This is a genomic window from Pseudophaeobacter sp. TrK17, assembly GCF_042192375.1.
Lineage (GTDB): Bacteria > Pseudomonadota > Alphaproteobacteria > Rhodobacterales > Rhodobacteraceae > Pseudophaeobacter.
Genome location: NZ_CP071700.1, coordinates 2,444,243 through 2,469,119 on the forward strand (window position 1 = coordinate 2,444,243; position 24,877 = coordinate 2,469,119).

Here is a 24,877-nt window from a genome sequence, read left to right on the forward strand (position 1 = left end):
CTGCCCCGCTGCAAATTTGCGACTTTTTTCTTTCTTTTTTAGCTCAAAAAGGGAATACCCGCGGCAAGGAGTAGTGACATGAATATTTTGAACAGGCTGTTCTACAAGAAAAGAAAATTCTATGACGACGATTTTGACTGGGAAAGCTATACAGCGGATTCATATCAACGCCGTTTAACTGGCGACGTCGAAAAAGATCACGACGCCATTGCCAAGTCCGCCGAGCTGAGTTTCGATCCCGAAACAGGCCATGTGACCAAACAGGGCCGCTCGCTGCATCCCAACCAACATTTGATCTACGAAGTCATCGGCCAACTTCAACCTGCTTCGGTGCACGAAGTGGGCTGCGGTGCCGGTGATCATCTCGGCAATGCAACCGTGCTTTATCCCGAAATCCAGTTCTCTGGCAGCGACCGTGGCGCCACGCAACTTGATCTGGCCCGCAACCGTCACCCGGACCTAACAGAGCGCCTGAAACTGCAAGATCTCACCATGCCCTTTTCGCGCCATTGGCCGAAATCGGACCTGATCTACAGCCAGGCTGTGCTGATGCATATCCATACGGCGGTCAGCCATTTTGTCGCCCTCTGCAACATGGTGAATATGGCCAATGAATACGTGTTGCTGATGGAAAACTACCAGTGCCACAATTTTGTGCAGGACATTATTGGTCTACGGGATGGTGGCCATCTGGCTTGGGACGAAACCCATATTTACCGGTTTGATGGATCAACCGGCGCTCGGGCGATCCTGTTGTCCAGAACCCCGCTGGACTATGAAGAATTGTCAAGTGACGCGCAAATCCGTGCCGGTCTTGATCCGTCACGCCGCCGTCTCGACAGAGCTGCCGAAGACAGCGCCAGGGCAGTATTCGGATACTGAGCTAGCCCGGTTATCCAACACTCACATAAACAGCGGCCCCCGGCACGGGAGCCGCTGTTTTTTTGTCCGCACACTTCCTAATGGCTTAGCCCCCAAGGGCGCTGCCCCGGATGTTGGCCCGGATGCCGCCCGGTCAGGAGCCCCCCAGGTAGGAGGGATGACGCGGCAAACCAAGCTGCCCCTTTGTAAAAGGGGGAGGTCGAGGATTTTCAATTCGCCCCCGTAAAACAGGGGTTTTTCGGCGCTGAACCGCCGTAAGCAGCCGCTTATACGGGCTTCCCTAAACTTAACGCCACTAGATGCAACCGCCTCAAACGCTGAAATGGTTGAGAGCGACAACATAGGTTGCCGCCTTGTCATGCCGGGGGACCGGCAAAAATAAGGAATTCTCAAATGCGTAAACTTACTCTGCTCGCCCTGCTTGCCCTCGCCTCCCCCGCCCTCGCGGAGAGCATCACCAAAGACAGTGTGCTTGGGACCACCATGCAAGAGGTACAGGCCTCGCTGACGGCAATGGGCTATGAGGTCCGCAAAGTTGAGATGGAAGACGGGCAAATCGAAGTCTACGTCGTGCGCGACGGCAAAATGGGCGAGGTATATGTGAACCCGCAAACCGGCGCGGTTACCACGCTAAAGATGAAGTGATCGCACTATGGCTCTCACTTCCAAACCGAACAGCGGGCGCACAGGCGCCCGCAGCATACCCGGCGCCCGTGACATCCAGGTCTGGGACCCGCTGGTACGGCTCATACACTGGTCCCTTGCCCTGACTATTCTTCTCAACGGCGCAGTGGTCGAGGAGGAAAGCCAGGTTCACGAGTGGATCGGTTACATCGCGCTAGGCTTGGTTGCTATTCGCCTAGTCTGGGCTTTGATCGGGCCGAAACACGCGCGTTTTGCGGCCTTTCCACCGAGCCCAGGCCGGGCGGTCCGACATCTGCGAGATCTCCTTGCAGGTGACCGCAGGGTGCACCTGTCGCACAATCCTCTCGGAGCTCTTATGGTCTATAACCTCTGGATCTCTGTCATCCTTATAGGCATTACTGGCTACATGATGACGACGATCACCTTTTTTGGCATCGACTGGGTCGAAGAAGCCCATGAGGTCGTCTTTGGCTGGCTGTTGTTTTCGGTTGCACTGCATGTTGCCGGTGTGGCCGTCGACAGCTGGCGCTCCGGTGTCAATCTGGTTCGCTCCATGGTAAGCGGACGCAAAACCATCCCGCAAGGACGCGAGGTAGAATGAGCCAATCGTTGAGGCCGACAAGAACCAGGGAAAGGCGTGCAACAGTTCTTGCGGGCCTTATCCTGTTGCAGGCCCTGTGCGCGCTGTTCTTCATCGGGGATGTGATTGAAGATTTTCGAATAGACGGGCAGTTTGACAATCCACATCTCATTCTGGAATCCGTGGCGGCGGCAACCCTTATCGCTGGCGTGATCTTTTTGATGGTTGAGCTGCGCAGCCTGCTGTTGCGCATGTCGGAAATGCAGCTTGGGCTCGATATTGCCCGCGGTCATGTTGCCGAAATCATTGACGCCTTCTTTGCGGAATGGGGGCTAACAGAGGCTGAGCGGGATGTGGCCATAATGATGCTGAAAGGGGTGGACAACGACACCATCGCCCGCATCAGAAAAACCGCCCCCGGGACGGTACGGGCACAGGCAACACGCATCTATTCAAAATCAGCGACAGACGGGCGCGCGCAGTTCATCAGCCTTTTCATGGAAGAGCTGATGTCAGGTGACATTGCGCCTGAGGAAACCGCCGAGGAAAAGTCGGATCAAGGGTCTGCAGCCCTCCCTGAAAAGAAGACGCAAGCGCCAAAGCAATCTTCGACAAAGGAACTCACATGAATGACAAAAGCGCCCACTCAGATGACCCCCATTACGTCAACCGAAGCGGCTGGCTGCGGGCTGCGGTCCTTGGTGCCAACGACGGCATCGTTTCCGTGTCATCGCTTGTGGTCGGCGTGGCAGCCGCAAACCCGGACCCGTCAGCGGTAATGATCGCTGGTGTCGCAGGGCTCGTCGCCGGAGCCATGTCAATGGCGGCAGGTGAATATGTTTCTGTTTCCTCGCAGTCTGATACAGAACGAGCCGACATTGAACGGGAACGAATAGCACTGGCAGAGATGCCCGAGGAAGAGCTGGCAGAGCTGACCGAAATCTACAAAGAACGCGGGTTGAGTACAATAACCGCAGAAGCCGTCGCAAGAGAGCTTTCAGAAAAGGATGCGCTGGGGGCCCATATTCGCGACGAACTGGGGTTGACGGAAGTCCACACTGCGAACCCGCTTCAGGCGGCGCTGACCTCCGGAGCGACCTTCAGTGTCGCTGCTGCCATACCCGTCCTTGCCGCGTTTCTGGCCGCACCCTCAGCGATTATCTCTACTGTCCTCGTCGTCACGGTCATTGCGCTTGCTGTGCTGGGCATGTTGGGCGCCAGGGCCGGCGCGGCCCCGATGTTGCCCGCCACAACCCGGGTGGTTGTCTGGGGTGTCTTCGCCATGGCGGTGACCGCGTTTGTTGGCTGGTTGTTCGGGGTGAGTCTCTAGAACCCAAGCCCATTGATTTGCGGTGGGGGCGTGTTTCAGCTGCAAAAAGACAAGCCGTGAACCTGTCTGGCCTTCACGGTTTCAGCGCACCTGTGCGACCAACTGAGCCATGACAGAGAAACGATCCCATCAGACCCTCGCCTGATCGTTGACGCAGATCGATCTGGGGACCTGTGGCAAAAACGAAGCGATCAGAGGAAACGCCCCACCGCACGGAGTTCGGCAAGGGGCCATTCCGTTCGACCAACTGGTCATTTCCGCTCTGGTCTATTCTTGCTTTTCGCAGATCCTATATCGCGACATTTTGCTCAACCTCTGGCCATAGGTGTCACATCCCGGACGGTAGTATGGCAGTTTGTTGAACAGTTCTGGTTTGAGTTTGTGCCAGTGCTTCATCGCTTGCAAGGGCGTCTTGCTGCCCAAGGCTGATTGCGGAAGCTGTTGGTTGTAGAGCCAAACATAGCGGTGCAGCGTGGTCTCCAGTTCTTCGCCTGATCGGAAGTGGTGGCTTTGCAGCACGTCTTCGATGCGACCGTTGAAGCGCTCGACCATGCCGTTTGTTTGGGGCGATCTTTGCGGCGTCAGACGGTGTTCGATGTCCAGTTCGGCGCAGAGCTTGTCGAAATCATGTTTTCCGCTTTGTTCGCGCTTGCGCAGGCCAAAGAGACGGTCGGAGAACTCCTTTCCATTGTCTGTGAGTATGGTTCGGATGCGAAGTGGGCAAGCCCGCTCTAGATCACGCAAAAAGCGGCGCGCGTTGGCCGCTGTCTTGCTGCTGTAGATACGGATAAAAACCCAGCGTGTAGCCCGATCAATGGCAACAAACAGATACCGGCGGGAAGTTTGATCAGCCATCTGTGGCAGGTACTTCACGTCGATATGCAGATATCCCGGCTCGTATGCCTTGAAGGCGCTCTGCTTTGGGCGGGCGGCCTTTGGCTTAAGATCGCGCAGGTTGCCGACCCCATGCCGCCGCAGACACCGAGCCAGTCCAGAGCGCGAGACGTCCGGGTTCAGAAACTCCCGCACCACGGCCAGCAGGTCATCCAGCGACACTAGCAGCATCTTGCGCAGCGCAACCACAACGGCCTCCTGAGCAGGCGTCAACGTCGTTTGCAGCCGATGAGCGGTATGGCTACGGTCATGGACACTGACGCGCTTGCGCCATTTCCAAACTGTCTGTTCGGTTGTGCCAAAACGCTCAGCCAGAACCCATGCAGGCTCGTCACTCGCCTGGATGGCAGCCCGTATCTTAGGCGTTGTTGTCGCTTGGTTATGAAGATGGATCAGCATTAAGCGCCCTCCCGAATGTCACCGAAAACCGATCTTGCCATGAAAAATGCGGGCCGGCGAGGATCTATGTGATCGTCCGGGATGGAACAAATAGCATTGATCTGCTTGCCAGGCGCCGCGCCGCAACCTGTTGACGTGGCAAAGCCTCTTCACGGGCTGTTTCCACCTGCCGCACATCGCCCTAGGGCTCCGGAGGGCTCGCCCGGTGATTGCGCAGGGTAGCCAATGGAATCTCGCCATTTTTGGCTGGACGTGACAGTGCCCGACAGGTAGTAAATTGCTGCTGAACAGGCCGTGGCGCAATCTGCTTCGGAGCAGTGCCAAAAAAATGGAGCAGACATGTCAGTTACTCAACTTTCCGATCAAGTGGATTTCGAAAAGCTACAAATTGAAGTCGCGGAATTGATCGTGAACGCGTTGGTTCTGGATGACGTGACAGCTGCCGAAATTGATTTTGATGCTCCTCTTTTTGGCGAAGGCCTTGGGCTTGATTCCATCGACGCCCTGGAAATCGCCTTTGCCATCAGCGAGACCTATGGCTTCAAACTGCGCTCCGATGATGAGCGTAACGAAGAGATCTTCTCTTGCGTGCGTGCTCTTTCCAGTCACATCGCGGAAAACCGCAAGACGTGAGCCTAAATCCAGCAGGCTGGCCTCCTCATCTGAGGGCGGCCGTCACGGGTGCCTTGTTCGTCTCCTGCTGGCTGTTTGCTTCGCCTCTGCTGAATGCTGTATTCATTCTGTTCACCCTGCATGTCTTTTCGCTGTTCTTGCGTGATGTCTGCGGCCTTCAATGGGCCAGACTAATCCTGCTGAGGATCGGGGGGGCCTTGGGGGTGCTCCTAGCGTTCTTGAAGCCAGAGCTGCAATTTGTGCCCTATCTCGCCGTCATCGCAATCAATCTGAGCATGGCCTATGTCTTTGGCCACAATCTAATGCGCGGGCAGCCCAGCGTTTTGCTCCAGTTCGTCACCGCCGCTCATCTAGGACCAAACCCATCTGCAGAGTTCACGGCCTACCTAAGGCGGCAATGCGGGGTCTGGCTGGGCGTCGGTCTGTTTTGCGCTGGTTTGGGCCTACTGGCCCTTGGGAGTGAACCCCTGCGCCCCCTTGCTAGCGTGATATTGGTCACGCTTCTGGTTGCTCAGGTGCTGTGGTTTGTCATATCTCATGAAATTGCCCGCCTTCGGTTTAAACGGCCGGAAACCTGGCAGCGCTCTATATCATTGATAATGCAGCGTGATACCTGGAAGAAATTGGACATCTGAACATGTATGCAGCAGACAGAAACCTGTTCTTTTCAAAAGATGGCACTATTGATCAAAAGCAATTTGTCACCGATATTGCTGCCCTGCGCGGTCAGGTGCAGGGGGCGGAATCGATCTGCAACCTGTTTCAGGATCGCTACCAATTCTCCCTCGGCATTGTTGCCGGGTTGTTGAACAAACAAACGATTGTCCTGCCGCCGTCGCTGGCACCAGAGGCGATCCGCTCCGCGATTTCCGATGCGCCCGCCCCAGTCATTCTGAGCACCAACGCAGATCATGACGCGCTTGCACCCCGCCTGTCGTTTGATTCTGCGCAGCCCAGAGAGATAGAGGTTCGGGATTTTGCAACACTGCTGCAGGACAGTTCCACAGAAATTCGTGTCTATAGCTCAGGCTCGACCAAGCAGCCAAAATGTAACGTCAAAACCTGGAAGATGCTACGCGGCGGTGCGGCGATAACCGATCAGATCATTCAGGATCTGGATGCGCCCCCAACAGAGGTCGGCCTGCTGGGCACCACGCCGCATGGTCATATGTACGGGCTGGAAGCCACAATCTTTGCCACGCTTGGTTTTGGACATGCGACCTATCGGGACACCATTTTTTATCCCGCCGACCTGGAAGCGGCGGTTGAGGCGGCGCGCGCCTGCGGAATTTCCAAACTTGTACTGATCACCAGCCCTGCACATCTGCGGTTTCTTGAGGCTGCCATTTTGGCCGCACCGGAAATCATCTGCGTGCTCTCCGCCACAGCACCCTTCCCTCAGGCGCTGGCTCAGAAACTGGCCCGCAGAGAAAACCTGAAGGTCATGGAGATATATGGCAGCACCGAGACCGGCTCCATGGCGCTGCGACAAACCGCACATGAACATGCTTGGAGCCTCTCGGCTGGGTTTGAGCTGAAAAAGGCGCAGGCAACCTGCCTGGCCTCTGCACCGCATCTGCCAGAACCTATCGCGCTGGAAGACGAGATCGAGCAACATCCCGATGGGCGCTTTACCCTGCTTGGCCGCGCCGGCGACATGGTGAGCGTGCGAGGAAAGCGGAACAGGCTTGCGGCCTTGAATGCGATCCTTTCGGAGGTTTCCGAAATATCCGATGGGGTTTTCCTGCACACCAAGCGCAGCGAGTCCGATGCCCTGGCCATAGCAGTGGTGCCACCTCAGGACAGTTCCCTGTCAGAAACAGAGATACGCAGCCTGGTGCGCCGCCACCTCTTGCGCCATCTCGACGCGGCCTTTGTTCCTAAAAAGCTGTTATTTTTACCCGAAATTCCCCGCTCTGCTACCGGAAAGATAACCCGCGCAACAACGCTAGAACTGTTGAAAAAAGCCGGATTGCAAAGCTAGCCCGCTGTCTGTGCGCTTTGGCTCAGGTCCGCGAATTTGGACTCGCAGGCTTATACCTGCGGAGCCATCAGTTTTGCCGCTTCCGAGCGAACGCTTTCTTCCAGCTCAGATGCAAATTCATTTGGGTCTTTACCTGCATCGATGGGCGGCAGAAACCGCAACGTGATCACCGCGGGTGGTTTTGTCGCGTAGCCCGATGGCCAATGAAGACCTGAATCCGTCACAAAAGGCACAACCGGCACACCGCAGTGTTTGTACAGGATCTCAAACCCACGCGCGTAGGGGCGGGTTTCTCCGATGGGAACGCGGGACCCTTCTGGAAAAATGACCATACTCCTACCTTCGCGGATCGAGGCCTTACCCTCTTTCAACAGGCGGCGGATGTTCTTGCCTGGGGTCTCGGGATCAATGGGGGTCATTGGCGCATGTTTCAAACCCCAACCGAACACCGGAATAGACATAGCAGCGCGCTTGGTCACCATGTTCACATGGGGCACCAGCACCGTCATCATCACAGATTCCCAGGCGGTAAGGTGATTGCCCATATAGATCACAGGCCCAGCGGGAATGTGTTCCCGACCTTCGATCTTGTAAGTCACCCCAAGGATGTATTTGGCACCATAAATATAGCCACAGGACCAAAACCGAAGCAATCGGCGCACCAATACCGGCGTTGGCCGCCAATGCAGGTAAAAAATGATGCAGGCGCCTGCTGTAATACTGACCAGGAAAACGAAGGCTTCATAGACACGGGTTCTCAGCCAGGCAGCTAAATATGGCAAAAGCCGTTTTGACTGAACGTTTTCTTCGCGGGCAAAGGTATTCATGACTTCCATCAGCTTGGTACGAGGGCAAAACCGTCTATACACGTCGAATGTAACGCTACAAACACCTTTTAAAACCACTGCGCCGTGTAGGTTTAGCACCTTGCAGGGCTGGCAGGCTTGATTTCTCTACTGGTATAAGTTGCGCTGAAGAGCCAAGGATCTGATTCGAGAGTTTTGGCCGAATATCTAGGCGACAAGGTCTTATCAATGTCCGACGGCAACAAACCAATCGTAGTTGGTGAGTATTACGAGTCACATGCAGAAAAGCAGGCCTTCCTGCGTCAGGTGTTTGACGACACTGCTAAAAACTATGAGGCCATCGCAAAATGGGGCTGGTTCGGCTCTGGCGACTGGTATCGCCGCGAGGCCCTGCGCCGCAATGGTGTGACCTCCGAGATGCGGGTGCTTGATGTTGCCACCGGCACCGGTCAGGTGGCACGGGCGCTGATGACCATTCTGGATGACCCTAAACAGATTGAATGCGTTGAACCCTCGGCCGGCATGATCGCAGAGGCCAAGAAACGTGTTCCGGTCACTTTTCACCAGTCCACAGCGGAAAAACTACCCGTTGAAAACCAAAGCTTCGACTTTCTGACCATGGGGTTTGCCCTGCGTCATGTGGACAGCCTAGATGACAGTTTTACAGAATATCACCGCGTTCTGAAAGACGGCGGCAAGGTGCTGATCATGGATGTGACAGTACCAGAAAAAGCCATTCCCAAGGCCCTGTTCCGCCTCTACTTCAAGCATATCCTGCCTACAGTGGCGATGATCCTGACCAGAGACCGCAATGTGTTTCGTCTGATGCGCTATTACTGGGAATCCATGGATCAGATGGTACCAATAGAAAACGTATTGGACAGCCTGCGCAAAGCCGGGTTCACAACGGTCGAGCACAACTCGTTGCTGGGCTGTTTTTCCGAATATGTCGCGCGCCGATAGCGGACGCTGATCCCTCATGGCCAGTCCTTTTGCTCTGATCCCGGCACACAACGAGATCCTGACCGTTCGGCAGGTGGTCGAGGAAACCATCCCTTTGGTGGACAAGGTCATTGTGGTCGATGATGGATCAACGGATGGCACGGCGGGCTCCTTATCCAACACCGGCGCTACTGTGCTGCGTCACGAGACCAACCTGGGCAAGGGGGATCGCCTGGTCGAAGGCTTCCAGTCGGCACTGGACAAAGGTGCAACGGCAGTGATCGTGCTGGATGCTGATATGCAGCACGACCCTGCGGATATCCCCAAGTTTCTGGCGCAGCATCAGGATAATCCCCTGGCCATTGTCATGGGGGATCGCTCAGCCGATATGGCAAACATGCCCGGGTCCCGCCGCAAAGGCATCAAATTTGGCAACTTCTTTATTGGCTGGGCCTGCGGCCGCCGGATCAAGGATGCCCAATGTGGCATGCGGCTCTACCCCGCGGCCGCATTGAAGCGGCTGGACATTCCCAGGCGCCATATTGGGGGGTTCAAATTTGAAACCGCCGCACTGCTCTATGCTGCGGAGAAGGGAATTCCCTTTGAATACGTGCCCCTGAAAGCGCGCTATGAGGGCTTTGTCCTGCGCCCAAGCCACTTTGACCCCCTGCGTGACTTCATGCGGCTGTTTGGGCTTGTCACCGAATTTCTACTTCTTAGAGGCCTGCGCCCAATGGGCTTTTTGAAGGCCTTGGGACTTATTGACCAGAAACATAATCGAGGAGAGACGAAATGAAACTTTTGACCTATGCCTTCCTGGGCGCCCTTGCCCTGCAACCGCTGACAGCGACAACCGCGGCGGCTTTGCAGAAAGTCCGGACGTCCTATGTTCAGCTCAGCGAAGTGACATCAAAGAACACCACGATCCGAGGTGTGGAGAATGCCCTTAAAACCTGCAGCTCGGCACGTGGCTGGAAGTTCAGCCGTGTCGCACAAGGCAAGTTGATCGGCCAACTGACGGTGCGCGGCAAGCATTATGTTGAAGTTGACGTTGAATACAGCAGCCAGGCCTTCAAGATCTCTTACAGAGACTCGAAGAACATGAAATTCGACGCCGAAAAGAACACCATCCACAAACGCTACAACAGCTGGATCGAAAACCTGACCAACGATGTGATCTTTTGCCTGAAGTAACCCATAACTATCCGATCCGGCACATCTGCTCGGAGGCTTGGCTGTGCAGCTGATCAGATCAGAGGGTGTTGGTCCCAAGTCCAGCTACCTGGACGGCCATTTCCCCGGGAACCCAATTGTTCCCGGGGCGGTTCTGTTGGGTCTGGCCGAACAGGCCTTACGCGACATCGGATATGAGATTAAATGCGTTCAACGCATGAAGTTTCAGCGCCAACTCAAACCAGATCAGCCGTATGAAATCACCTTGGAAATAGGCGACACCCTTGCGAAACTGGCCTGGATCTCAGGGACAGAAACCCTGGCAAATGCGCGGGTAGAACTGCGGCCGACCAATGGCTGAGCAAGAAACCGGGGTGGACCAGGCGACTGGCTGGACCAAAGCCAGGGAATCTGGATCTTTGTGGCAGTTGAAATTCATGCGGCTACTGGCAAGCAGACCCCCAAGCCTGATATACGTGCCCCTGCTCTGGGGTATTGCACTGGTCTTTGCGATCGACAAACGACGGTTGAGCACCCGAGCCTCGATCGCCTTTCTCACCCGCATTCTGGGCCGCGCACCAACGCTGTTGGAACGCATGCGGCACGCCAGGACCTTCAGCCATGCCTTCTTTGACCGGGTGCGGTTGTTGGGGCGCGGGGTTGAGCAGTTTACCGTGTCGACGCGCGGTGCGGAGCCTATTCAAGACCTGGTAAACCAGGGCAAAGGGGCCGTGTTGCTGGGCGCGCATTACGGTAGTTTTGAAGCCCTCAGAGCGTTGGATCGAGAGCTTCCAGGCCTGTCGGTTCGCTATATGATGTTCACGCAACACGCCAGCAAAAGCACCGGCATTTTGGAAGGCATCAACCCGGACGTCAGCGAAAAGATCATCGCTTTGGAAAATGGCCCCATGGCCATGATCCAGGTCTCTGATGCCCTGAGCCGCGGCGAGTTTGTGGCCATTCTGGGGGATCGGCTGCCCGATGCGACTGTACGTGCAAAACAGGATGTCTCATTTCTGGGCGATGATATAGAAGTGCCCCTATCCCCCTACCTGACTGCAATGGCAGCCAGGGTTCCAATTATCCTTAGTTTCGCCAGATGGGAATCCAGAGACCACTATGCCGCTGAATTCACACAGTTCTATGATGGGGCGCCTGTGCCACGGCCCGAGCGCGCTGAAGCCGCTGCACATATGGCGCAGGACTATGCAAAGGCTCTTGAAGGCTGGTGTCGCGTCGATCCTTATAACTGGTTCAACTTCTTCGATATCTGGCGCCGCTGAGCCAAGCTGTTCGCAGCCAGCCCCTGCAACGCTGGAGCTCGCTTTGAGGGCAGAACCCATTTCTGTGGACGGCTCAGTGGCCTACGTGGAAACCATTGTACATCCGGCCTTTGGCACTGCAGTCCAAAATGGCGGTGTCTTTGTCCTGACCCGCGATAAATCCCTGGTGCGGCGGCAAATCACCCCCAAAGCAGAAGAGATGACAATCGGCCCCAAGACCATCACCATCCTGCGTGACGGAACAGAGATCACCCGCGCGATCCCCAAACGCATGCATGCGTTTTTCACTGTCCTGCAAGCGGCAGTGTTCAATCAGGGCATTTCTGAACTGCCGCCGCTGCCCCATAAGATTACATCCACATCAACGGGCTGGACCGCCCGCATTTCGCTGCGCAAAAATGGCGGCGGCAGCATTGTCTTTTCCGGCTGTGGTGAGACCTTGCAGGCCATCGACCTTGAAATGGCAGGCAATCAAAACCGTCAAATCAGGTTTGTGTCGCAATGACGCGGATTATCTTGGGTGTTCTGGGTCTGATCGGACTGGTGTTGCTCTTGGCGCCCTGGGTCACGATCAGCTCTGACACCGAGGCCCTGACCGTCGGGGACAATGCCGGGCTCCCATCTCTCACCGATGGTACCGGGCTGGATGTACTTGTAGCGCTCAGCCACCCGCAGGTCACCCAGCGCAACAGAGCAGCAAAAGCAATTGCACACCACCTGAGGCAAGACCCTTTGGTCGATGAGGTTCTTTTCACCACGCCCGCCCCCTCGGAAGAATTTGACAGCTGGGTCTGGGAAAACCGGCTCAAGCTGGCCCCGCCAGCACAGTCGGATCTGGAGAGCCAGAGCATGGTTCGGCGGCTCGTAGAGGCAAAAGACTATTTTTCAGATGCGGCCAGCATCGTGTTTGGGGACCGTTTCCTGCGGGATCCAACAGGAAGCTATTGGCGCATCATAAAGCGGTTTGAGAGCCCTGGAGACGCCTTCCCGGTTGTAAACGGCGTTTGGCAATCCAATGATAACTCCGCAGCAATTCTGCATATCCGCTTGGTACAGTTCCCCTTTGACGCCCAGGCGCTACAGGATTGGTCATCGGCACTGCGTGACCTTGCTGCTCATGAGGGGATGACGGCGCATCTGCTAGGGGTCCGGGTGATCGCCGCAGAGACCACCCAGTTCAACTCCACAGCCTCGGCGCGCGCCTCAACTATCGCCAGCCTGCTTTTGGTGATTTGGCTGATCTGGTCACTGCGCTCGGTGGTCTTGGTGGTGCATACCTTTCTCCCCCTCGCCCTGGGAGTGGCCGCAGCCATTGGCGTGGTCAATCTGGCATTTGGCTCGGTTCATATTCTGGCCCTGGCCTTTGGTGGCGTTCTTTTGGGGCTGGCACTGGACTATCCGATCCATGTCATGGCCCATCATGGCAGTCGCCGCAGCAAGGCCAATAGGCTGATCCTGCTGGGCGCAGCCACCACCGGGCTTTCGTTTTTGGCCATGGTTGGCACACAGGTTCCCGCATTGGTTCAAGCCGGGGTCTTTATCCTGGTCGGGCTGTCCGTCGCCGCCATTGCCTCCGTTGTGATGCCCGTGCCCAAAGGGGCGGAAATACGCGGCATCGCGCTCAGCGCCTTTGGCTTTTACCTGCCTGCCAAGGCCTGGATCGAGGCCACGCTCATTGGGGCTGGGCTCGTCACAGTCGTGCTGTTTAATCAACCACCCCCCATCACTCTCTTTGAACCGCCAGAGCACATCCGCACAGAGCTGGCGGAATTGAACGAAAAACTGGTCCTGCCCTCCAGCACCTATGCCATCGACGTAGAGGGCGAAACGCTCAGCGCGCTGCTTGAAAACGAGGTGCAACTGGCAGCGAAATTGGATCAGGCCATCGAAGACGGGGATTTGCACTCGTATCAGATGCTCTCTCAATGGCTCTCCCCCTCGCGCGCCCTTCACAGCTCAGTTTCCGACTTCCAAGCCGAGGCAGAACTGGCACTGGAGCAGGCAGGCATGGCCGTCGCCTTTGCCGAGCAACAGACCCTTGCGTTTGAACGCGCCCTCCTGGCCCCAGGCCTGCAGCCGGAAGACCTGAGCAGGTTTCCGGAATTGCAGGGCTTGGCCAGGCGGCTGTCGGTCTCAGAAGGGCGCTGGAAGGAAAGGGTTGAACTGGTCTTGCCACAGGGCAGCTCTCAGTTGGATCTGACCCTCACCACATCAGGCGCTGAGCTGGTCGACCTACTGGCCCCCATTCGCCAAACCATGACAGATCTGCGCAGTCGCATTGCCTTCTGGCTTCTTGCTGGATTGCTCTGCGGTATGGGGGTGCTGGCTGTTGGACTGGGCAGCCGGGGTGAAGCCCTGCGCATTTTCCGCACTTGCTGCGCGGTTCTGGGCGGCAGCGCCTGCATCATCATCGCGGTTTACGGTGCGTTCAGCATCTTTCACATCGTCGCTATGGCTCTTGTTGTGGGAATTGGCGTGGATTATGATCTCATCCTGACCGGCATGAAGGGAGACAAAGACAGCAAGACCTCTGCCAAATCAGTCTTTGTATGCGCGGGATCCACCCTGATCGCCTTCCTTGTCCTTTCTCTTTCTGAAGTTCAGATCCTTCATCAGATAGGTGCAACAGTGACTATGGGATTGATGTTGATGCTGTTTCTGACTCTTGCACAGACAAAACGAAATGAAGACCTATGACGAATTTTCCAGGTGCCAATAATATCGGCATTTCCCATAGCACGCTTGTGTCCTGCCTGGGCCGCGGACGTGCCGCCCATGTAACGGCGCTGCGTAATGGCACCTCCGGGTTGCGCGCAGAGCATCATATGGACCTTCCCTTCAGTTGTTTTCTCGGTGAAGTTGATGACCTGGCCGACCTCCGCTTTCCGGTAGAGCTGAGCGCCTATGACAATCGAGCCAACCGCCTGGCCCTGGCCGCACTGGGAAGCGATGGCTTTGATCAGGCTGCACTGGCAACGCGGGAAAAATGGGGCGCGCTACGCTGTGGCATCGTCATAGGCACCTCCACCGCGGGCGTTGAGATGCTGGAACGTGTTTATCGCGCGCGGGATGACGAGGCTCCAATGCCCAAAAGCTATTCGATGCGCCATCATGACAGCCAACAGGCTGTTGCGGCTTTTCTGCAGGACTATCTGGATTTCAAGGGTCCAAGCTATTCGATTTCAACCGCCTGCTCCTCCTCCGCAAAGGCGCTGGTTGACGCCTATCAACTCATCGAAGCCGGTCTTTGTGATGCGGTGCTGGTTGGCGGTGTCGACAGTCTCTGCCTGACTTCGCTCAATGGGTTTGAGTCCCTGGAACTGATCTCACGCAGCCCCTGTAAACCCTGTGACAGCAACCGTGATGGCCTGTCCATCGGCGAGGCCGCAGCCTTTTTGATCGTCGAGCGTGACAGTAAAAACGGCATCCGGATGAGCGGTTTTGGCGAAAGCTCGGATGGAACCAATATGTCCACCCCTCCCGAAGACGGGGCCGGGGCCGCCACAGCAATCCGTCAGGCGCTTCAACGTGCCGGCCTCACAGCGGGCGATATCGACTACGTCAATCTGCATGGCACCGCCACGATTGTGAATGACGCGGCCGAAGCTCAGGCCGTCAGCTCTGCGATCGGCGCGCAGGTCCCCGCCTCCTCTCTGAAAGGCGCCATTGGCCATACCCTGGGCGCCGCTGGTGCCGCCGAGGCGGTGTTGTGTCTCTACGCGCTGGAACACGGCATCATTCCCGGCAACCCCGGCCTCGAAAAACTGGACCCCAAGGCCCTGCCAAACGTCGCCGCACAATGCCGCAACGCACCTTTGAAACATGTGGTCAGCAACTCATTTGGCTTTGGCGGCTCCAACTGCGCATTGGTGCTCAGCCGATGACACAGACACAGACACAGACACAGATCTTTGTAGATGCCGTTTCGCTGATCGCGCCCGCAAAAGAGCATACCGAGCCCCTGGCAAAATCACTTGCGACCGCCAATTTTACCACCTTCCCCGAAGGCTGGAAACCCAGCCCCGAAAGCATCCCTGCACGCGCGCGACGGCGCTATAGCCCGCAAACGCTTCTGGCGATACAGGCGGCGGAAAACATTGCCCCGGCACTGGCACAGGATGCCGCCTGGGTCTTTGGCTCCGCCTATGGAGAAGGCGAGACCCTACAGCTGATCCTGGAAGCGCTGCGCGGCCCGACCATGGCAATCCGACCCACCCGGTTCCAGAACTCGGTGCATAATGCGGCCTCGGGCCAGTGGACCATTGCTCAGAGCATCAAGACAGCCGCCACCAGCATCTGTGGCGCCGATCATACCGCAGGATCCAGCCTGCTGAAGGCCCTGTTGCAGGTGCAGCTTGAACAGCGCCCCGTTGGGGTGGTGCTGTTTGATGCGCCGCTGCCTGCACCGCTTGATACATCACATTGCCTAACCTGCCCCGCTGGTGCCGGTCTGGCCCTGTCCAGCCGACAAAGCCCAAAGTCCTTTGCCAGCATTGCCTTCTCGCTGGCACAACGGGCTGAAACACGCCCCCGGACCAGATATGCCCAAGCAGCACTTGCAACCTTGAACCCGGTGTTTTCCATCCTGCCCCTGTTTGAAAAACTGGCCGAAAGCGACGCAGGAGATGTTATTCTTGGGCTCAACGGTGGGATGAATTTAAACCTAGAGGTGACCCTGTTGTGACCTTTGACGACGTATTGGAACGCATGCCCCACAAGGGGGCAATGCGGCTGATTGAACGGATTATTTCGGTCGACGACACGGAAATCCACTGCCTGGGCGTGGCTCACCGTGAGGCAGATTACCCACTGCGGTTGAACGGTATCCTATACGCCGCCAATCTTGTTGAGCTTGGGGCACAAGCAGCAGCGGCCCATGCCTCGATTGGGGATTTGAAAGGCAACCATACTGGCCTGTTGATTGGTCTGCAGAACGTCGACCTCCTGACCTCCACAGTGATTGATTGCTCTGACAATCTGCATATCACGGCCCGTCAGCTGCATTTTGACGGCAACGGTGCCCTTTATGATTTTGAAATCAGCTCTCAGGAGCAGAGATACATCGAGGGACGCGCAACCCTCAAGATGCAGGGAGAAGCAGAATGAAGCGGGCCTTGGTGGTAGGTGGATCCAGCCCGATTGGGCAGGCCGTGAGCAGTGAGTTGGCGGCAATGGGGATGCATGTCTTTGTTCATGCGAACAATAATCTGGATCAGGCGCAGACCTGCGTGAACAACATCACGGCAAATGGCGGCAGCGCCGAGGCTCTGCAGCTGGACATTCTGGCCCCCGAGGCCGCCGATCAGCTGGAGGCGCTTACCACAGAAGGGCCGATACAGGTGGTGGTGCATTGCGTCGGTGGGCAAATCGACAAACCCTTTGCCGCCATGGCCTTTGACGACTGGAAAAATGTCATCGACCTCAATCTGACAAGCTTTTACTCTGCGGTGCGGCCCCTGATCATGCCAATGCTGCGCAGCAGATGGGGGCGCATTATTGCGCTGTCTTCCCTCACGGCTGTGCGCGGCAATCGCGGCCAGACCAACTACGCCGCCGCAAAGGGCGGGTTCCTGCCCCTGATGAAATCCTTGACCCAGGAATACGGCTCGCGTGGCATCACCGCCAATGTGGTGGCACCGGGGCTGATCGACACCGCCGAAACCACCAACCTCAGCAACTACGACGAATTGGTCAAAATGACGCCAGCACGCCGCGCCGGCACGGTCGCGGAAGTTGCCGCCCTCGTCGGCTATCTGGCCAGCGACAAGGCCGGGTTTATATCCGGCCAGCAGATCAGCATTGATGGCGGTTGTTCCTAAGTTAGACCTCGGCAGGATCAGTGCCGTTGATACATACCTCCAGCTCAACCGCCAGGTCTGAATGACAGTTAAACCAATGGGTGATCATCTATTTCCGTGACCTCAAAATAGACAACGCCGCTGACCTTGATGAAGGCGCCGCGCTGTTTTTAGCCTGCTGGAATGCACCGATCGCGCGCGTCGCGGTGGAGAACCCAGTGATGCACAAACACGCAAAACAGCGAATCCAGGATTTTCAGCCTGCCGCCCAGCATGTGCAGCCCTGGTGGTTTGGAGAACCCGCCTTCAAGGCCACAGGGCTTTACCTGCGCGGGTTGCCCAAGGCCAGATCCTCACCAGCGCTGAACTGCATCGCCTCGATCTCGGCAGAGGTTGGCAGTCGATCACGCGGCTGGGGTTTTGCGAGTTTTCGCACATCGCTCAGCGGGTTTATTGAAATCAGCTCCCAATCACGTCTGGCAACAGTCAGAACCGAAGACATGAGCTGCATTTCTCGAATAACGCTTGCCGGGGCGACCTTCTGCAACCGCTTGTCCCGCCACTTGGCACAATCTTTGGCAGACAGATCCTCCAGGCGAATTTGAGCAATAGGATCTCGCCCAAACTTCTCCAGCCTGATGACTTCCCATCGGTGACCACGTTTCGATGGCGACACCTCACGGGCATAGCGGACAAACAGCTCACCCTATGTCAGCTTGGCAGCGATCTTATCGCCGTGCAGTATCTCATATTCTGCCCGCGCGGCCCATTCCTAGGCCTCTTGCTTTGTCTGGATTACCTTTGACTTTCGCATACCCCTGCGGGCAATCTCTGCCCGGTATCCTGATTTGAGCTTACGAATAGACGCCATGAATTACGCACCGTGCGGAAAATATGCGTAAACGAATACACATTCGCTGCACATCATGGGAAGTTACTCAATTCCAAAGAAACCGTAACAGTCAAATTTTATAAGGAAAACCGTTCAAAACCGTTCGTATCGGTTTAAGTGATGGTGCGGGCGGTGGGACTCGAACCCACACGGGCACAAGGCCCAACAGATTTTAAGTCTGGTATGTCTACCATTCCATCACGCCCGCAAATGAGGCACAGTCTTAGGCTCTGCCTTGATCCCAAGGTCTAGCCGCCTAAACCTTGAGGCACAATCGGTTTTATCGGCTAAAAGTGCATTTTTGCCTCTCTCCTTTGCCCCCCTGCGGCTGCCAGGCGCCCCCAAACAAGGGGCGCTCAGACCGGGGCCATGACCGCATCTTCCTTGACCGCCTGCATCGCCACATAGGTCGACGTAGCTGCCACGTGCGGCAGGGAGGAGATTTTTTCCCCCAACACCTGCCGGTAGGCAGACATTGACCGCGTGCGCACCTTAAGAAGGTAGTCAAAATGCGACGCCATCATATGGGCCTGCTCAATCTCCGGAAGCTTCACCACGGCCGCGTTGAACTTGGACAGGGCTGCTTCGCGGGTATCATCCAATTTGACCTCCACAAAGGCCACGTGATCCAGTCCCAAACGGATCGGATCAATCAGGGCACGATATCCGGTGATGACCCCGGCGCTCTCCAGTCGGCGTAGCCGTGCCTGGGTCGGAGATTTCGACAACCCAATGCGTCGGGCCAGATCGGCAATGGAAATTCGCCCATCCTCAGCCAATACGTTGAGAATCTTTCGATCAAAGAGATCAAGGTCTGAAAAATCCATTTGGACCGCCCTAAAGCCAAAAATACAATCAGTAGCCTGACATTTACACCATCTTAAGTCTGTTGTCCTGCGGTATTAGCGATAATCTGGCCTAAACGCCCTCCTTATAGAATTGGAGCCTCAGAATGACCCAGCACAGCAAACTGCGTGACCGGATTGATGCCGGAACCTATGTCGACCAACAAAAGATGTTCGCCCAGCTGTGCACGACCGCAGCGCTGGATGCGGCGGACCGCGCGGCGATCTGCGCCAAGGCGGCCACATTGGTGCGCGACATCCGGGGCCATTCCAATCCGGGCCTGATGGAAGTTTTCCTCGCGGAATACGGCCTCTCCACCGACGAAGGCGTCGCCTTGATGTGCCTTGCCGAGGCCCTGTTGCGGGTGCCGGATGCCGAAACCATTGATGCGCTGATCGAAGATAAGATCGCGCCTTCTGATTGGGGCAAACACCTGGGTCGCTCCTCCTCGTCTTTGGTCAATGCCTCGACCTGGGCCTTGATGCTGACCGGGCGGGTGCTGGATGAGGACCGCAGCCCCGTAGGGGCGCTGCGCGGCGCAATCAAACGTCTGGGCGAGCCAGTGATCCGCACTGCCGTAGGCCGCGCAATGAAGGAAATGGGCCGTCAGTTTGTGCTGGGGGAAAACATTGAAGCGGCCATGAAGCGGGCCGCCGGGATGGAGTCCAAGGGCTATACCTACTCCTACGACATGCTGGGGGAAGCCGCCCGTACCGAAGCCGATGCCGCGCGCTATCACCTGGCTTATTCCAAGGCGATCTCGGCAATTGCGGCAGGCTGCACAGAGGATGACATCCGCAAAAACCCCGGCATTTCGATCAAGCTCTCAGCCCTGCACCCGCGCTATGAACTGGCCCAGGACGCCCGCGTCATGGAAGAGCTGGTGCCGCGCATCAAGGCGCTGGCGCTGCTGGCGAAATCCGCAAAGATGGGCCTCAACATCGACGCCGAAGAGGCCGACCGCCTGTCGCTGTCACTGGAAGTGATCGAAGCCGTGGTCTCGGATCCATCGCTGGCCGGTTGGGAAGGCTTTGGCGTTGTGGTCCAGGCCTATGGGCCACGCACCGGCCTGGCGATTGACGCGCTCTATGAGATGGCCGAAAAATACGACCGCCGCTTTATGGTGCGTCTGGTCAAGGGCGCCTATTGGGACACTGAGATCAAGCTGGCGCAGGTCGAAGGTGTCGATGGCTTTCCGGTCTTCACCAACAAGGCCTTGACCGATGTTTCCTATATCGCCAATGCCCGCAAACTGTTGCAGATGACCGACCGGATCTATCCGCAGTTTGCCACCCACAATGCCCATACCGTCAGCGCAATCCTGCATATGGCCGACGATGCCGAGGCCTATGAATTCCAGCGCCTGCATGGCATGGGCGAAACCCTGCACAACATGGTGCTGGAGCAAAACCAGACCCGTTGCCGCATCTATGCGCCTGTTGGCGCCCATAGTGACCTGTTGGCCTATCTGGTGCGTCGCCTGCTGGAAAACGGCGCCAACAGCTCGTTTGTCAATCAGATCGTTGACGAAGATGTGGCCCCCGAAGTGGTCGCCGCCGACCCCTTTGTCGAAGCTGCAGACTGCGCCAATAAAATCCCAACCGGGCCAGAGCTTTATGCCCCGGAACGGCCTAATTCCAAAGGCTTTGACCTGGGTCACGCGCCCACCCTTGCCCGGATTGAGCAGGCCCGCGCCCCCTGGCACACACACAGCTGGCAAGCGGCGCCGCTGATTGCCGGTGATGCTGCCCCCGAGGCGGCTGAGGATGTCATCAACCCCTCTGATCTGACCGCCGTCGGGCAGGTTACGCCCGCCAGCGCGGCGGATGTGGAACAGGCACTCGCTGCCGCGCAGCCCTGGGATTCCCCTGCGGCTGAGCGGGCTGCCGCGCTGAACAAGGCGGCGGATCTGTATGAGGAAAACTTTGGCGAGCTTTTTGCCATTCTGGCGCGCGAAGCCGGCAAGAGCATTCCAGACGCGGTGGCTGAGCTGCGCGAAGCAGTGGATTTCATGCGCTATTACGCCGCTAACATCCCCGAAGCAGCACCTGCCGGGGTGTTCACCTGTATCTCACCCTGGAACTTTCCGCTGGCGATTTTCTCGGGGCAGATTTCTGCCGGGCTGGCCTGTGGCAACGCGGTGCTGGCGAAACCAGCAGAACAGACGCCGCTGATTGCCCATCGCGCCATTTCGCTGATGCACGAGGCCGGTGTGCCGCGCAGTGCCCTGCAATTGCTGCCAGGGCAAGGTTCAAAAATTGGTGCCGCCCTGACTGGGGATGCCCGCGTGGATGGCGTTGCCTTTACCGGCTCCACCGCCACCGCCATGCGGATCCGCAGCACCATGGCCGAGACCCTGCGCCCTGGCGCGCCTTTGATCGCCGAAACCGGGGGGCTAAATGCGATGATCGTCGACAGCACCGCCCTGCCCGAACAGGCCGTGCAGTCGATCATTGAAAGCGCCTTTCAATCCGCAGGCCAGCGCTGTTCGGCGCTGCGCTGTCTCTATCTACAGGACGATGTTGCCGACGGCGTGTTGACCATGCTCAAAGGCGCGATGGATGTGCTGAACCTTGGCGATCCCTGGCACCTGAATATCGACAGCGGTCCGGTGATTGATGCAGGCGCCCGTGCGGGCATTCTGGCCCATATTGACCAGGCCCGTGCAGAAGGCCGGGTGCTAAAGGAGATGAGCACGCCGCAGGCCGGCACCTTTGTCGGGCCGACCCTGATTTCGGTCACGGGCATCGGCGATCTGGAGCAAGAGATCTTTGGCCCGGTACTGCATGTGGCCCGGTTTAAATCTCAGGATCTGGACAAGATCATCAACGACATCAATGCCACCGGATATGGGCTGACCTTTGGCTTGCATACCCGCATTGATGACCGGGTGCAGCATGTCTGTGACCGCATTCACGCGGGCAACATCTATGTGAACCGCAACCAGATTGGCGCCATTGTCGGCAGCCAACCCTTTGGCGGCGAAGGCCTGTCCGGCACCGGCCCCAAGGCAGGGGGCCCGAACTATCTGGCACGGTTCTGCGCGCCAGATCGCCAGACAAGCCCCGAGACCTGGGGGACCACCACCGCAGATCTACCCGGTGAAACTGGCGTTCCAGGCCGTCCCATCACTACCTCGCTGCCCGGACCAACGGGGGAATCCAACCGGCTGACCACCTCGGCCCGCCCGCCACTGCTGTGCATGGGGCCCGGTGCCACCGCCGCAGCGGCCCAGGCCAAAGAGGTCATCGGCATGGGCGGTACCGCCATTGAGGCCCACGGCATGTTTGATCTACATCGGCTGGAGTTCATCCAGGGTATTGCAGGCGTGCTGTGGTGGGGCGATGAAGACACCGGCCGCGAGATTGAGTGCACTCTGGCCAAACGCCAGGGGCCAATCCTGCCGCTGATCCCCGGCCGCCCTGATCGCGCCCGGGTTCTGGCAGAGCGCCACGTCTGCGTCGACACCACCGCCGCAGGTGGTAATGCGGCCCTGTTGGGCGGCGAAAGTTAAGATGACCTTAACGCTATAAGACCTTGACGTTGGGCCAAAATCGGCCCAGCGTCACCCCATGTTTCCACTGCGTGACCACAACCCATCAAACTGCACCCCATATGTGGTTTATACCCTGATGGCGGCCAATATTCTGGCCTTTGTGATGTATTCGGGGCTCAGCGCCGACCCGCGTGCGCTGATGCAGTTCTATCAGGCCTATGCGATCATCCCCGCCCAGATTGTAGGTGGTGAGAACTCTTCCACCCTGCTCACATCGGTCTTCATCCATGGCGGGTTGATGCATCTGGGCGGCAATATGCTGTTTCTCTGGATTTTTGGCGACAACTTGGAGGATGAGATGGGGCATTTGCCCTTTCTCGCCTTCTACCTTGCCTGTGGCGTTGGCGCCGGTCTGATCCATGTGCTGGCGGCCCCGACCTCGCAGGTGCCCACCATCGGAGCCTCTGGTGCCATTGCAGGGGTCATGGGCGGCTATTTGCTGCTGTTTCCCAAGGCGCGCGTCGATATACTGCTGATCCTGATCGTGTTTTTCCGCGTTATCACGGTGCCGGCCGCGCTGATGCTGGGGCTTTGGCTGGCCTTGCAGATCTTTGGTGGCTTTGGCTCGAACCCTGATGAGGGCGGTGTCGCCTATTGGGCCCATGCAGGTGGCTTTGCGGTAGGTCTGGTGCTGGTGCTTCCCCTTTGGCTGCGCCGCGGCGGTCCAAAGTATTGGGAACGAACAGCGGGGTCTCCCCCCAACCCCAAGACCGAATACACCTATAGTGTCACCCGCGTGCCGCGCCTGCCGCGCAAAAAGAAAAACCCAAACCGAACACATCCCGGCCCCTGGGGGAAATGAAGGAGAGCCAAGTGGTTACACTCACCGCAAGCTGCCATTGTGGCGCAGTCGTTTTGAGCGCCGAATTCCCGCAGGGGCTTGCCTCTGCGGCCCGTTGTGACTGTTCCTTTTGTCGCCGTCGGGGCGCTGCTGCGGTAACGGCGCTGACCAGTACGCTAAAGGTGCACAAAGGCGGCAAAAACCTGAGCCTCTATACCTGGGGCACCGGCACCGCCAAGCACTACTTCTGCAAGACCTGCGGCATCTACACCCATCATCAGCGCCGCTCTGATCCGAATGAATGCGGGGTCAACCTGGGCTGCATCGACGGGGCCAATCCCAGAACTCATCCGCAGAGCCATGGCGAAATTCCCTGGAATGACGGGGTAAACCACCCTTCGGATCAGAAGGCCTGAGCACCGGCGGCCGCATCTGCGCCATGAGGCAGATACAGGGGGGGGGGTAAAGGGCGTTGACGAGGATGCCGCGACTGGCACACACAACGCCACGCAACAAAAAAACGCGACCAAAGGGGCCGCGTTTTTATAGTTCTCGCTGACTTCAGTGCGGAGTTAGCCCCGGACCACCTTGGCAAAGCTTTCAAAAATCGGCTCGTTGGCGCAGATCACCTCGCCGCTCTCAACAATGCTTGCCTCTGGGTCCATGGATTCTGCCAGACCGCCGGCCTCTTTCACGATGATGATACCCGCTGCCAGATCCCAGGAATGCAGGCGACGCTCCCAAAAGCCCTCGTAGCGGCCCGCAGCCACATAGGCCATGTCCAGTGCTGCCGAACCAAAGCGGCGCACGCCAGCGGTTGCAGGCAAAAGCCGCGCCAGATCCTTCAGGGTTTCTGGCAGATCGGCCCGGCCCGCAAAAGGCAGGCCAGTGGCAAAAATGGATTCAATCATGCGATGACGAGCAGAAACCCGGATGCGGGTCTCGTTCATCCAGGCGCCAGTGCCTTTTTCGGCAAAGAACATCTCATCCTTGGCGGGGTCATAGATCACCCCGGAAACGATGTTGCCCTTGTGCTCCAGCGCGATGGAGATCGCCCAGTGCGGCAGACCATGCAGAAAGTTGGTGGTGCCATCCAGCGGATCCACAATCCAGCGGCGGGTTGGATCCTCGCCGGGGGTTTCGCCACCTTCTTCGGCCAGCCAACCATAGGTCGGGCGGGCGCCCATCAGCTCATCCTTCAGGATCTTCTCGGCGGCGATATCGGCCTTGGAGACAAAGTCGCCAGCGCCCTTGCGCGAGACCTGCAGGTTTTCCACTTCCTGGAAATCCTTCACCAGGGAACGGCCAGCCTTGCGGGCGGCTTTGATCATCACATTAAGGTTTGCGCTGCCAATCATGTTTGCTGGATCCTGTTGAATGCGGGGAGATGTCGGTCAATGCGTGCCTATACGCCCCAGTGTCGCATTTGCCAAGGGTGAATGCAGCATCAGGT

General features: G+C 57.5%; 27 protein-coding genes, 1 tRNA gene and 1 pseudogene. 23 read left to right on the forward strand and 6 right to left on the reverse strand.

All coding sequences use genetic code 11. From position 1 onward, the window contains the following. Positions 1 to 78 precede the first annotated feature (78 nt). From JZI28_RS11485 to JZI28_RS11505, 5 genes are all read left to right on the forward strand, one after another. Positions 79 to 882, forward strand: a complete 804-nt coding sequence (locus JZI28_RS11485; RefSeq protein ID WP_375697680.1) for a hypothetical protein — start codon at positions 79 to 81, stop codon at positions 880 to 882. A 393-nt stretch (positions 883 to 1,275) separates the two neighbouring features. Next, complete coding sequence (locus JZI28_RS11490; protein ID WP_375697681.1) at positions 1,276 to 1,527, forward strand: PepSY domain-containing protein; 252 nt, start codon at positions 1,276 to 1,278, stop codon at positions 1,525 to 1,527. A gap of 7 nt (positions 1,528 to 1,534) precedes the next feature. After that, positions 1,535 to 2,128 (forward strand): cytochrome b/b6 domain-containing protein, encoded by a 594-nt coding sequence (locus tag JZI28_RS11495; RefSeq protein ID WP_375697682.1) that lies wholly within the window; start codon positions 1,535 to 1,537, stop codon positions 2,126 to 2,128. Further along, positions 2,125 to 2,736: a helix-turn-helix transcriptional regulator gene (locus tag JZI28_RS11500; RefSeq protein WP_375697683.1), complete on the forward strand. Its 612-nt coding sequence runs from the start codon at positions 2,125 to 2,127 to the stop codon at positions 2,734 to 2,736. Before JZI28_RS11495 ends, JZI28_RS11500 begins: the two co-directional genes overlap by 4 nt. Further along, positions 2,733 to 3,437 carry a VIT family protein gene (locus JZI28_RS11505; protein WP_375697684.1) on the forward strand — a complete coding sequence of 235 codons (705 nt, stop codon included), beginning with the start codon at positions 2,733 to 2,735 and terminating at the stop codon, positions 3,435 to 3,437. The genes JZI28_RS11500 and JZI28_RS11505 overlap by 4 nt, the downstream gene beginning before the upstream one ends. A 267-nt stretch (positions 3,438 to 3,704) precedes the next feature. Here the strand turns inward: JZI28_RS11505 and JZI28_RS11510 are convergent, their stop codons facing one another. Then, positions 3,705 to 4,730 (reverse strand): IS481 family transposase, encoded by a 1,026-nt coding sequence (locus JZI28_RS11510; RefSeq protein WP_375697685.1) that lies wholly within the window; start codon positions 4,728 to 4,730, stop codon positions 3,705 to 3,707. Positions 4,731 to 5,069: 339 nt separating this feature from the next. Between JZI28_RS11510 and JZI28_RS11515 the strand changes: the two genes are divergently transcribed. The 3 genes from JZI28_RS11515 to JZI28_RS11525 are packed head-to-tail and all read left to right on the forward strand — an operon-like array spanning position 5,070 to position 7,347. After that, positions 5,070 to 5,363 (forward strand): phosphopantetheine-binding protein, encoded by a 294-nt coding sequence (locus tag JZI28_RS11515; RefSeq protein ID WP_375697686.1) that lies wholly within the window; start codon positions 5,070 to 5,072, stop codon positions 5,361 to 5,363. Continuing rightward, positions 5,360 to 5,998, forward strand: a complete 639-nt coding sequence (locus JZI28_RS11520) for a hypothetical protein (protein WP_375697687.1) — start codon at positions 5,360 to 5,362, stop codon at positions 5,996 to 5,998. The genes JZI28_RS11515 and JZI28_RS11520 overlap by 4 nt, the downstream gene beginning before the upstream one ends. A 2-nt stretch (positions 5,999 to 6,000) precedes the next feature. Then, positions 6,001 to 7,347 carry an AMP-binding protein gene (locus JZI28_RS11525; protein ID WP_375697688.1) on the forward strand — a complete coding sequence of 449 codons (1,347 nt, stop codon included), beginning with the start codon at positions 6,001 to 6,003 and terminating at the stop codon, positions 7,345 to 7,347. 50 nt (positions 7,348 to 7,397) lie between these two features. Here JZI28_RS11525 and JZI28_RS11530 read toward each other — a convergent pair whose 3' ends face one another. Next, a complete protein-coding gene (locus JZI28_RS11530; protein ID WP_375697689.1) occupies positions 7,398 to 8,174 on the reverse strand; it encodes a lysophospholipid acyltransferase family protein in 777 nt (258 codons plus the stop codon). Between the two features lie 207 nt (positions 8,175 to 8,381). Between JZI28_RS11530 and JZI28_RS11535 the strand changes: the two genes are divergently transcribed. The 12 genes and pseudogenes from JZI28_RS11535 to JZI28_RS11590 form a co-directional block, all read left to right on the forward strand. Then, a complete protein-coding gene (locus JZI28_RS11535; RefSeq protein WP_295452992.1) occupies positions 8,382 to 9,116 on the forward strand; it encodes a class I SAM-dependent methyltransferase in 735 nt (244 codons plus the stop codon). 16 nt (positions 9,117 to 9,132) lie between these two features. Then, positions 9,133 to 9,891: a glycosyltransferase family 2 protein gene (locus JZI28_RS11540; RefSeq protein ID WP_375697690.1), complete on the forward strand. Its 759-nt coding sequence runs from the start codon at positions 9,133 to 9,135 to the stop codon at positions 9,889 to 9,891. Then, entirely contained in the window at positions 9,888 to 10,289 is a 402-nt protein-coding gene (locus JZI28_RS11545; protein ID WP_295452997.1) for a hypothetical protein, read from the forward strand. Before JZI28_RS11540 ends, JZI28_RS11545 begins: the two co-directional genes overlap by 4 nt. A 43-nt stretch (positions 10,290 to 10,332) precedes the next feature. Then, positions 10,333 to 10,629: a hypothetical protein gene (locus JZI28_RS11550; protein WP_375697691.1), complete on the forward strand. Its 297-nt coding sequence runs from the start codon at positions 10,333 to 10,335 to the stop codon at positions 10,627 to 10,629. Then, the gene (locus JZI28_RS11555) at positions 10,622 to 11,551 is read left to right on the forward strand and encodes a hypothetical protein (RefSeq protein ID WP_295452999.1); all 930 of its coding nucleotides are present in this window, start codon (positions 10,622 to 10,624) and stop codon (positions 11,549 to 11,551) included. The genes JZI28_RS11550 and JZI28_RS11555 overlap by 8 nt, the downstream gene beginning before the upstream one ends. Positions 11,552 to 11,594: 43 nt before the next feature. Continuing rightward, positions 11,595 to 12,056 (forward strand): hypothetical protein, encoded by a 462-nt coding sequence (locus JZI28_RS11560; protein ID WP_375697692.1) that lies wholly within the window; start codon positions 11,595 to 11,597, stop codon positions 12,054 to 12,056. After that, positions 12,053 to 14,248 (forward strand): MMPL family transporter, encoded by a 2,196-nt coding sequence (locus tag JZI28_RS11565; protein WP_375697693.1) that lies wholly within the window; start codon positions 12,053 to 12,055, stop codon positions 14,246 to 14,248. Before JZI28_RS11560 ends, JZI28_RS11565 begins: the two co-directional genes overlap by 4 nt. Beyond that, a complete protein-coding gene (locus JZI28_RS11570) occupies positions 14,245 to 15,435 on the forward strand; it encodes a beta-ketoacyl-ACP synthase (RefSeq protein ID WP_375697694.1) in 1,191 nt (396 codons plus the stop codon). Before JZI28_RS11565 ends, JZI28_RS11570 begins: the two co-directional genes overlap by 4 nt. Then, positions 15,432 to 16,235 (forward strand): beta-ketoacyl synthase chain length factor, encoded by an 804-nt coding sequence (locus tag JZI28_RS11575; RefSeq protein ID WP_375697695.1) that lies wholly within the window; start codon positions 15,432 to 15,434, stop codon positions 16,233 to 16,235. Before JZI28_RS11570 ends, JZI28_RS11575 begins: the two co-directional genes overlap by 4 nt. Beyond that, a complete protein-coding gene (locus JZI28_RS11580) occupies positions 16,232 to 16,657 on the forward strand; it encodes a hypothetical protein (protein WP_375697696.1) in 426 nt (141 codons plus the stop codon). Before JZI28_RS11575 ends, JZI28_RS11580 begins: the two co-directional genes overlap by 4 nt. Beyond that, on the forward strand, positions 16,654 to 17,370 hold the full coding sequence (locus JZI28_RS11585; protein WP_375697697.1) for an SDR family oxidoreductase: 717 nt from the start codon (positions 16,654 to 16,656) through the stop codon (positions 17,368 to 17,370). Before JZI28_RS11580 ends, JZI28_RS11585 begins: the two co-directional genes overlap by 4 nt. A 119-nt stretch (positions 17,371 to 17,489) precedes the next feature. Then, positions 17,490 to 17,714 (forward strand): annotated as a pseudogene (locus JZI28_RS11590) (hypothetical protein); the annotation flags it as partial. Here the strand turns inward: JZI28_RS11590 and JZI28_RS11595 are convergent. The 3 genes from JZI28_RS11595 to JZI28_RS11605 all read right to left on the reverse strand — a co-directional run bounded on the left by JZI28_RS11595 (position 17,672) and on the right by JZI28_RS11605 (position 19,068). After that, a complete protein-coding gene (locus JZI28_RS11595; RefSeq protein WP_375700136.1) occupies positions 17,672 to 17,896 on the reverse strand; it encodes a hypothetical protein in 225 nt (74 codons plus the stop codon). The pseudogene JZI28_RS11590 and the gene JZI28_RS11595 sit on opposite strands and share 43 nt — an antisense overlap. A 466-nt stretch (positions 17,897 to 18,362) precedes the next feature. Then, positions 18,363 to 18,449, reverse strand: a tRNA-Leu gene (locus tag JZI28_RS11600). Positions 18,450 to 18,597: 148 nt separating this feature from the next. Next, a complete protein-coding gene (locus tag JZI28_RS11605) occupies positions 18,598 to 19,068 on the reverse strand; it encodes an Lrp/AsnC family transcriptional regulator (protein ID WP_375697698.1) in 471 nt (156 codons plus the stop codon). A gap of 125 nt (positions 19,069 to 19,193) precedes the next feature. Between JZI28_RS11605 and putA the strand changes: the two genes are divergently transcribed. The 3 genes from putA to JZI28_RS11620 are packed head-to-tail and all read left to right on the forward strand — an operon-like array spanning position 19,194 to position 23,840. Continuing rightward, positions 19,194 to 22,601, forward strand: coding sequence for a bifunctional proline dehydrogenase/L-glutamate gamma-semialdehyde dehydrogenase PutA (putA, locus tag JZI28_RS11610; protein WP_375697699.1), 3,408 nt, complete (start codon positions 19,194 to 19,196; stop codon positions 22,599 to 22,601). A gap of 58 nt (positions 22,602 to 22,659) precedes the next feature. Further along, the gene (locus JZI28_RS11615; RefSeq protein WP_375697700.1) at positions 22,660 to 23,445 is read left to right on the forward strand and encodes a rhomboid family intramembrane serine protease; all 786 of its coding nucleotides are present in this window, start codon (positions 22,660 to 22,662) and stop codon (positions 23,443 to 23,445) included. Positions 23,446 to 23,456: 11 nt separating this feature from the next. Next, positions 23,457 to 23,840, forward strand: a complete 384-nt coding sequence (locus JZI28_RS11620) for a GFA family protein (RefSeq protein ID WP_375697701.1) — start codon at positions 23,457 to 23,459, stop codon at positions 23,838 to 23,840. 156 nt (positions 23,841 to 23,996) lie between these two features. On the opposite strand, the gene JZI28_RS11625 is transcribed toward JZI28_RS11620, so the two are convergent. Continuing rightward, positions 23,997 to 24,782 carry an inositol monophosphatase family protein gene (locus tag JZI28_RS11625; RefSeq protein WP_295448774.1) on the reverse strand — a complete coding sequence of 262 codons (786 nt, stop codon included), beginning with the start codon at positions 24,780 to 24,782 and terminating at the stop codon, positions 23,997 to 23,999. Positions 24,783 to 24,877: the final 95 nt, after the last annotated feature.

Bases quoted from the DNA above. Each gene is read 5' to 3' on its own strand.
- JZI28_RS11585 (WP_375697697.1), top strand. From the start codon at position 16,654: ATGAAGCGGGCCTTGGTGGTAGGTGGATCCAGCCCGATTGGGCAGGCC.
- JZI28_RS11525 (WP_375697688.1), top strand. From the start codon at position 6,001: ATGTATGCAGCAGACAGAAACCTGTTCTTTTCAAAAGATGGCACTATT.
- JZI28_RS11485 (WP_375697680.1), top strand. From the start codon at position 79: ATGAATATTTTGAACAGGCTGTTCTACAAGAAAAGAAAATTCTATGAC.
- JZI28_RS11540 (WP_375697690.1), top strand. From the start codon at position 9,133: ATGGCCAGTCCTTTTGCTCTGATCCCGGCACACAACGAGATCCTGACC.
- putA (WP_375697699.1), top strand. From the start codon at position 19,194: ATGACCCAGCACAGCAAACTGCGTGACCGGATTGATGCCGGAACCTAT.
- JZI28_RS11505 (WP_375697684.1), top strand. From the start codon at position 2,733: ATGAATGACAAAAGCGCCCACTCAGATGACCCCCATTACGTCAACCGA.
- JZI28_RS11565 (WP_375697693.1), top strand. From the start codon at position 12,053: ATGACGCGGATTATCTTGGGTGTTCTGGGTCTGATCGGACTGGTGTTG.
- JZI28_RS11545 (WP_295452997.1), top strand. From the start codon at position 9,888: ATGAAACTTTTGACCTATGCCTTCCTGGGCGCCCTTGCCCTGCAACCG.
- JZI28_RS11615 (WP_375697700.1), top strand. From the start codon at position 22,660: ATGTTTCCACTGCGTGACCACAACCCATCAAACTGCACCCCATATGTG.
- JZI28_RS11530 (WP_375697689.1), bottom strand. From the start codon at position 8,174: ATGAATACCTTTGCCCGCGAAGAAAACGTTCAGTCAAAACGGCTTTTG.
- JZI28_RS11605 (WP_375697698.1), bottom strand. From the start codon at position 19,068: ATGGATTTTTCAGACCTTGATCTCTTTGATCGAAAGATTCTCAACGTA.
- JZI28_RS11575 (WP_375697695.1), top strand. From the start codon at position 15,432: ATGACACAGACACAGACACAGACACAGATCTTTGTAGATGCCGTTTCG.
- JZI28_RS11500 (WP_375697683.1), top strand. From the start codon at position 2,125: ATGAGCCAATCGTTGAGGCCGACAAGAACCAGGGAAAGGCGTGCAACA.
- JZI28_RS11490 (WP_375697681.1), top strand. From the start codon at position 1,276: ATGCGTAAACTTACTCTGCTCGCCCTGCTTGCCCTCGCCTCCCCCGCC.
- JZI28_RS11625 (WP_295448774.1), bottom strand. From the start codon at position 24,782: ATGATTGGCAGCGCAAACCTTAATGTGATGATCAAAGCCGCCCGCAAG.
- JZI28_RS11570 (WP_375697694.1), top strand. From the start codon at position 14,245: ATGACGAATTTTCCAGGTGCCAATAATATCGGCATTTCCCATAGCACG.
- JZI28_RS11555 (WP_295452999.1), top strand. From the start codon at position 10,622: ATGGCTGAGCAAGAAACCGGGGTGGACCAGGCGACTGGCTGGACCAAA.
- JZI28_RS11515 (WP_375697686.1), top strand. From the start codon at position 5,070: ATGTCAGTTACTCAACTTTCCGATCAAGTGGATTTCGAAAAGCTACAA.
- JZI28_RS11510 (WP_375697685.1), bottom strand. From the start codon at position 4,730: ATGCTGATCCATCTTCATAACCAAGCGACAACAACGCCTAAGATACGG.
- JZI28_RS11495 (WP_375697682.1), top strand. From the start codon at position 1,535: ATGGCTCTCACTTCCAAACCGAACAGCGGGCGCACAGGCGCCCGCAGC.
- JZI28_RS11535 (WP_295452992.1), top strand. From the start codon at position 8,382: ATGTCCGACGGCAACAAACCAATCGTAGTTGGTGAGTATTACGAGTCA.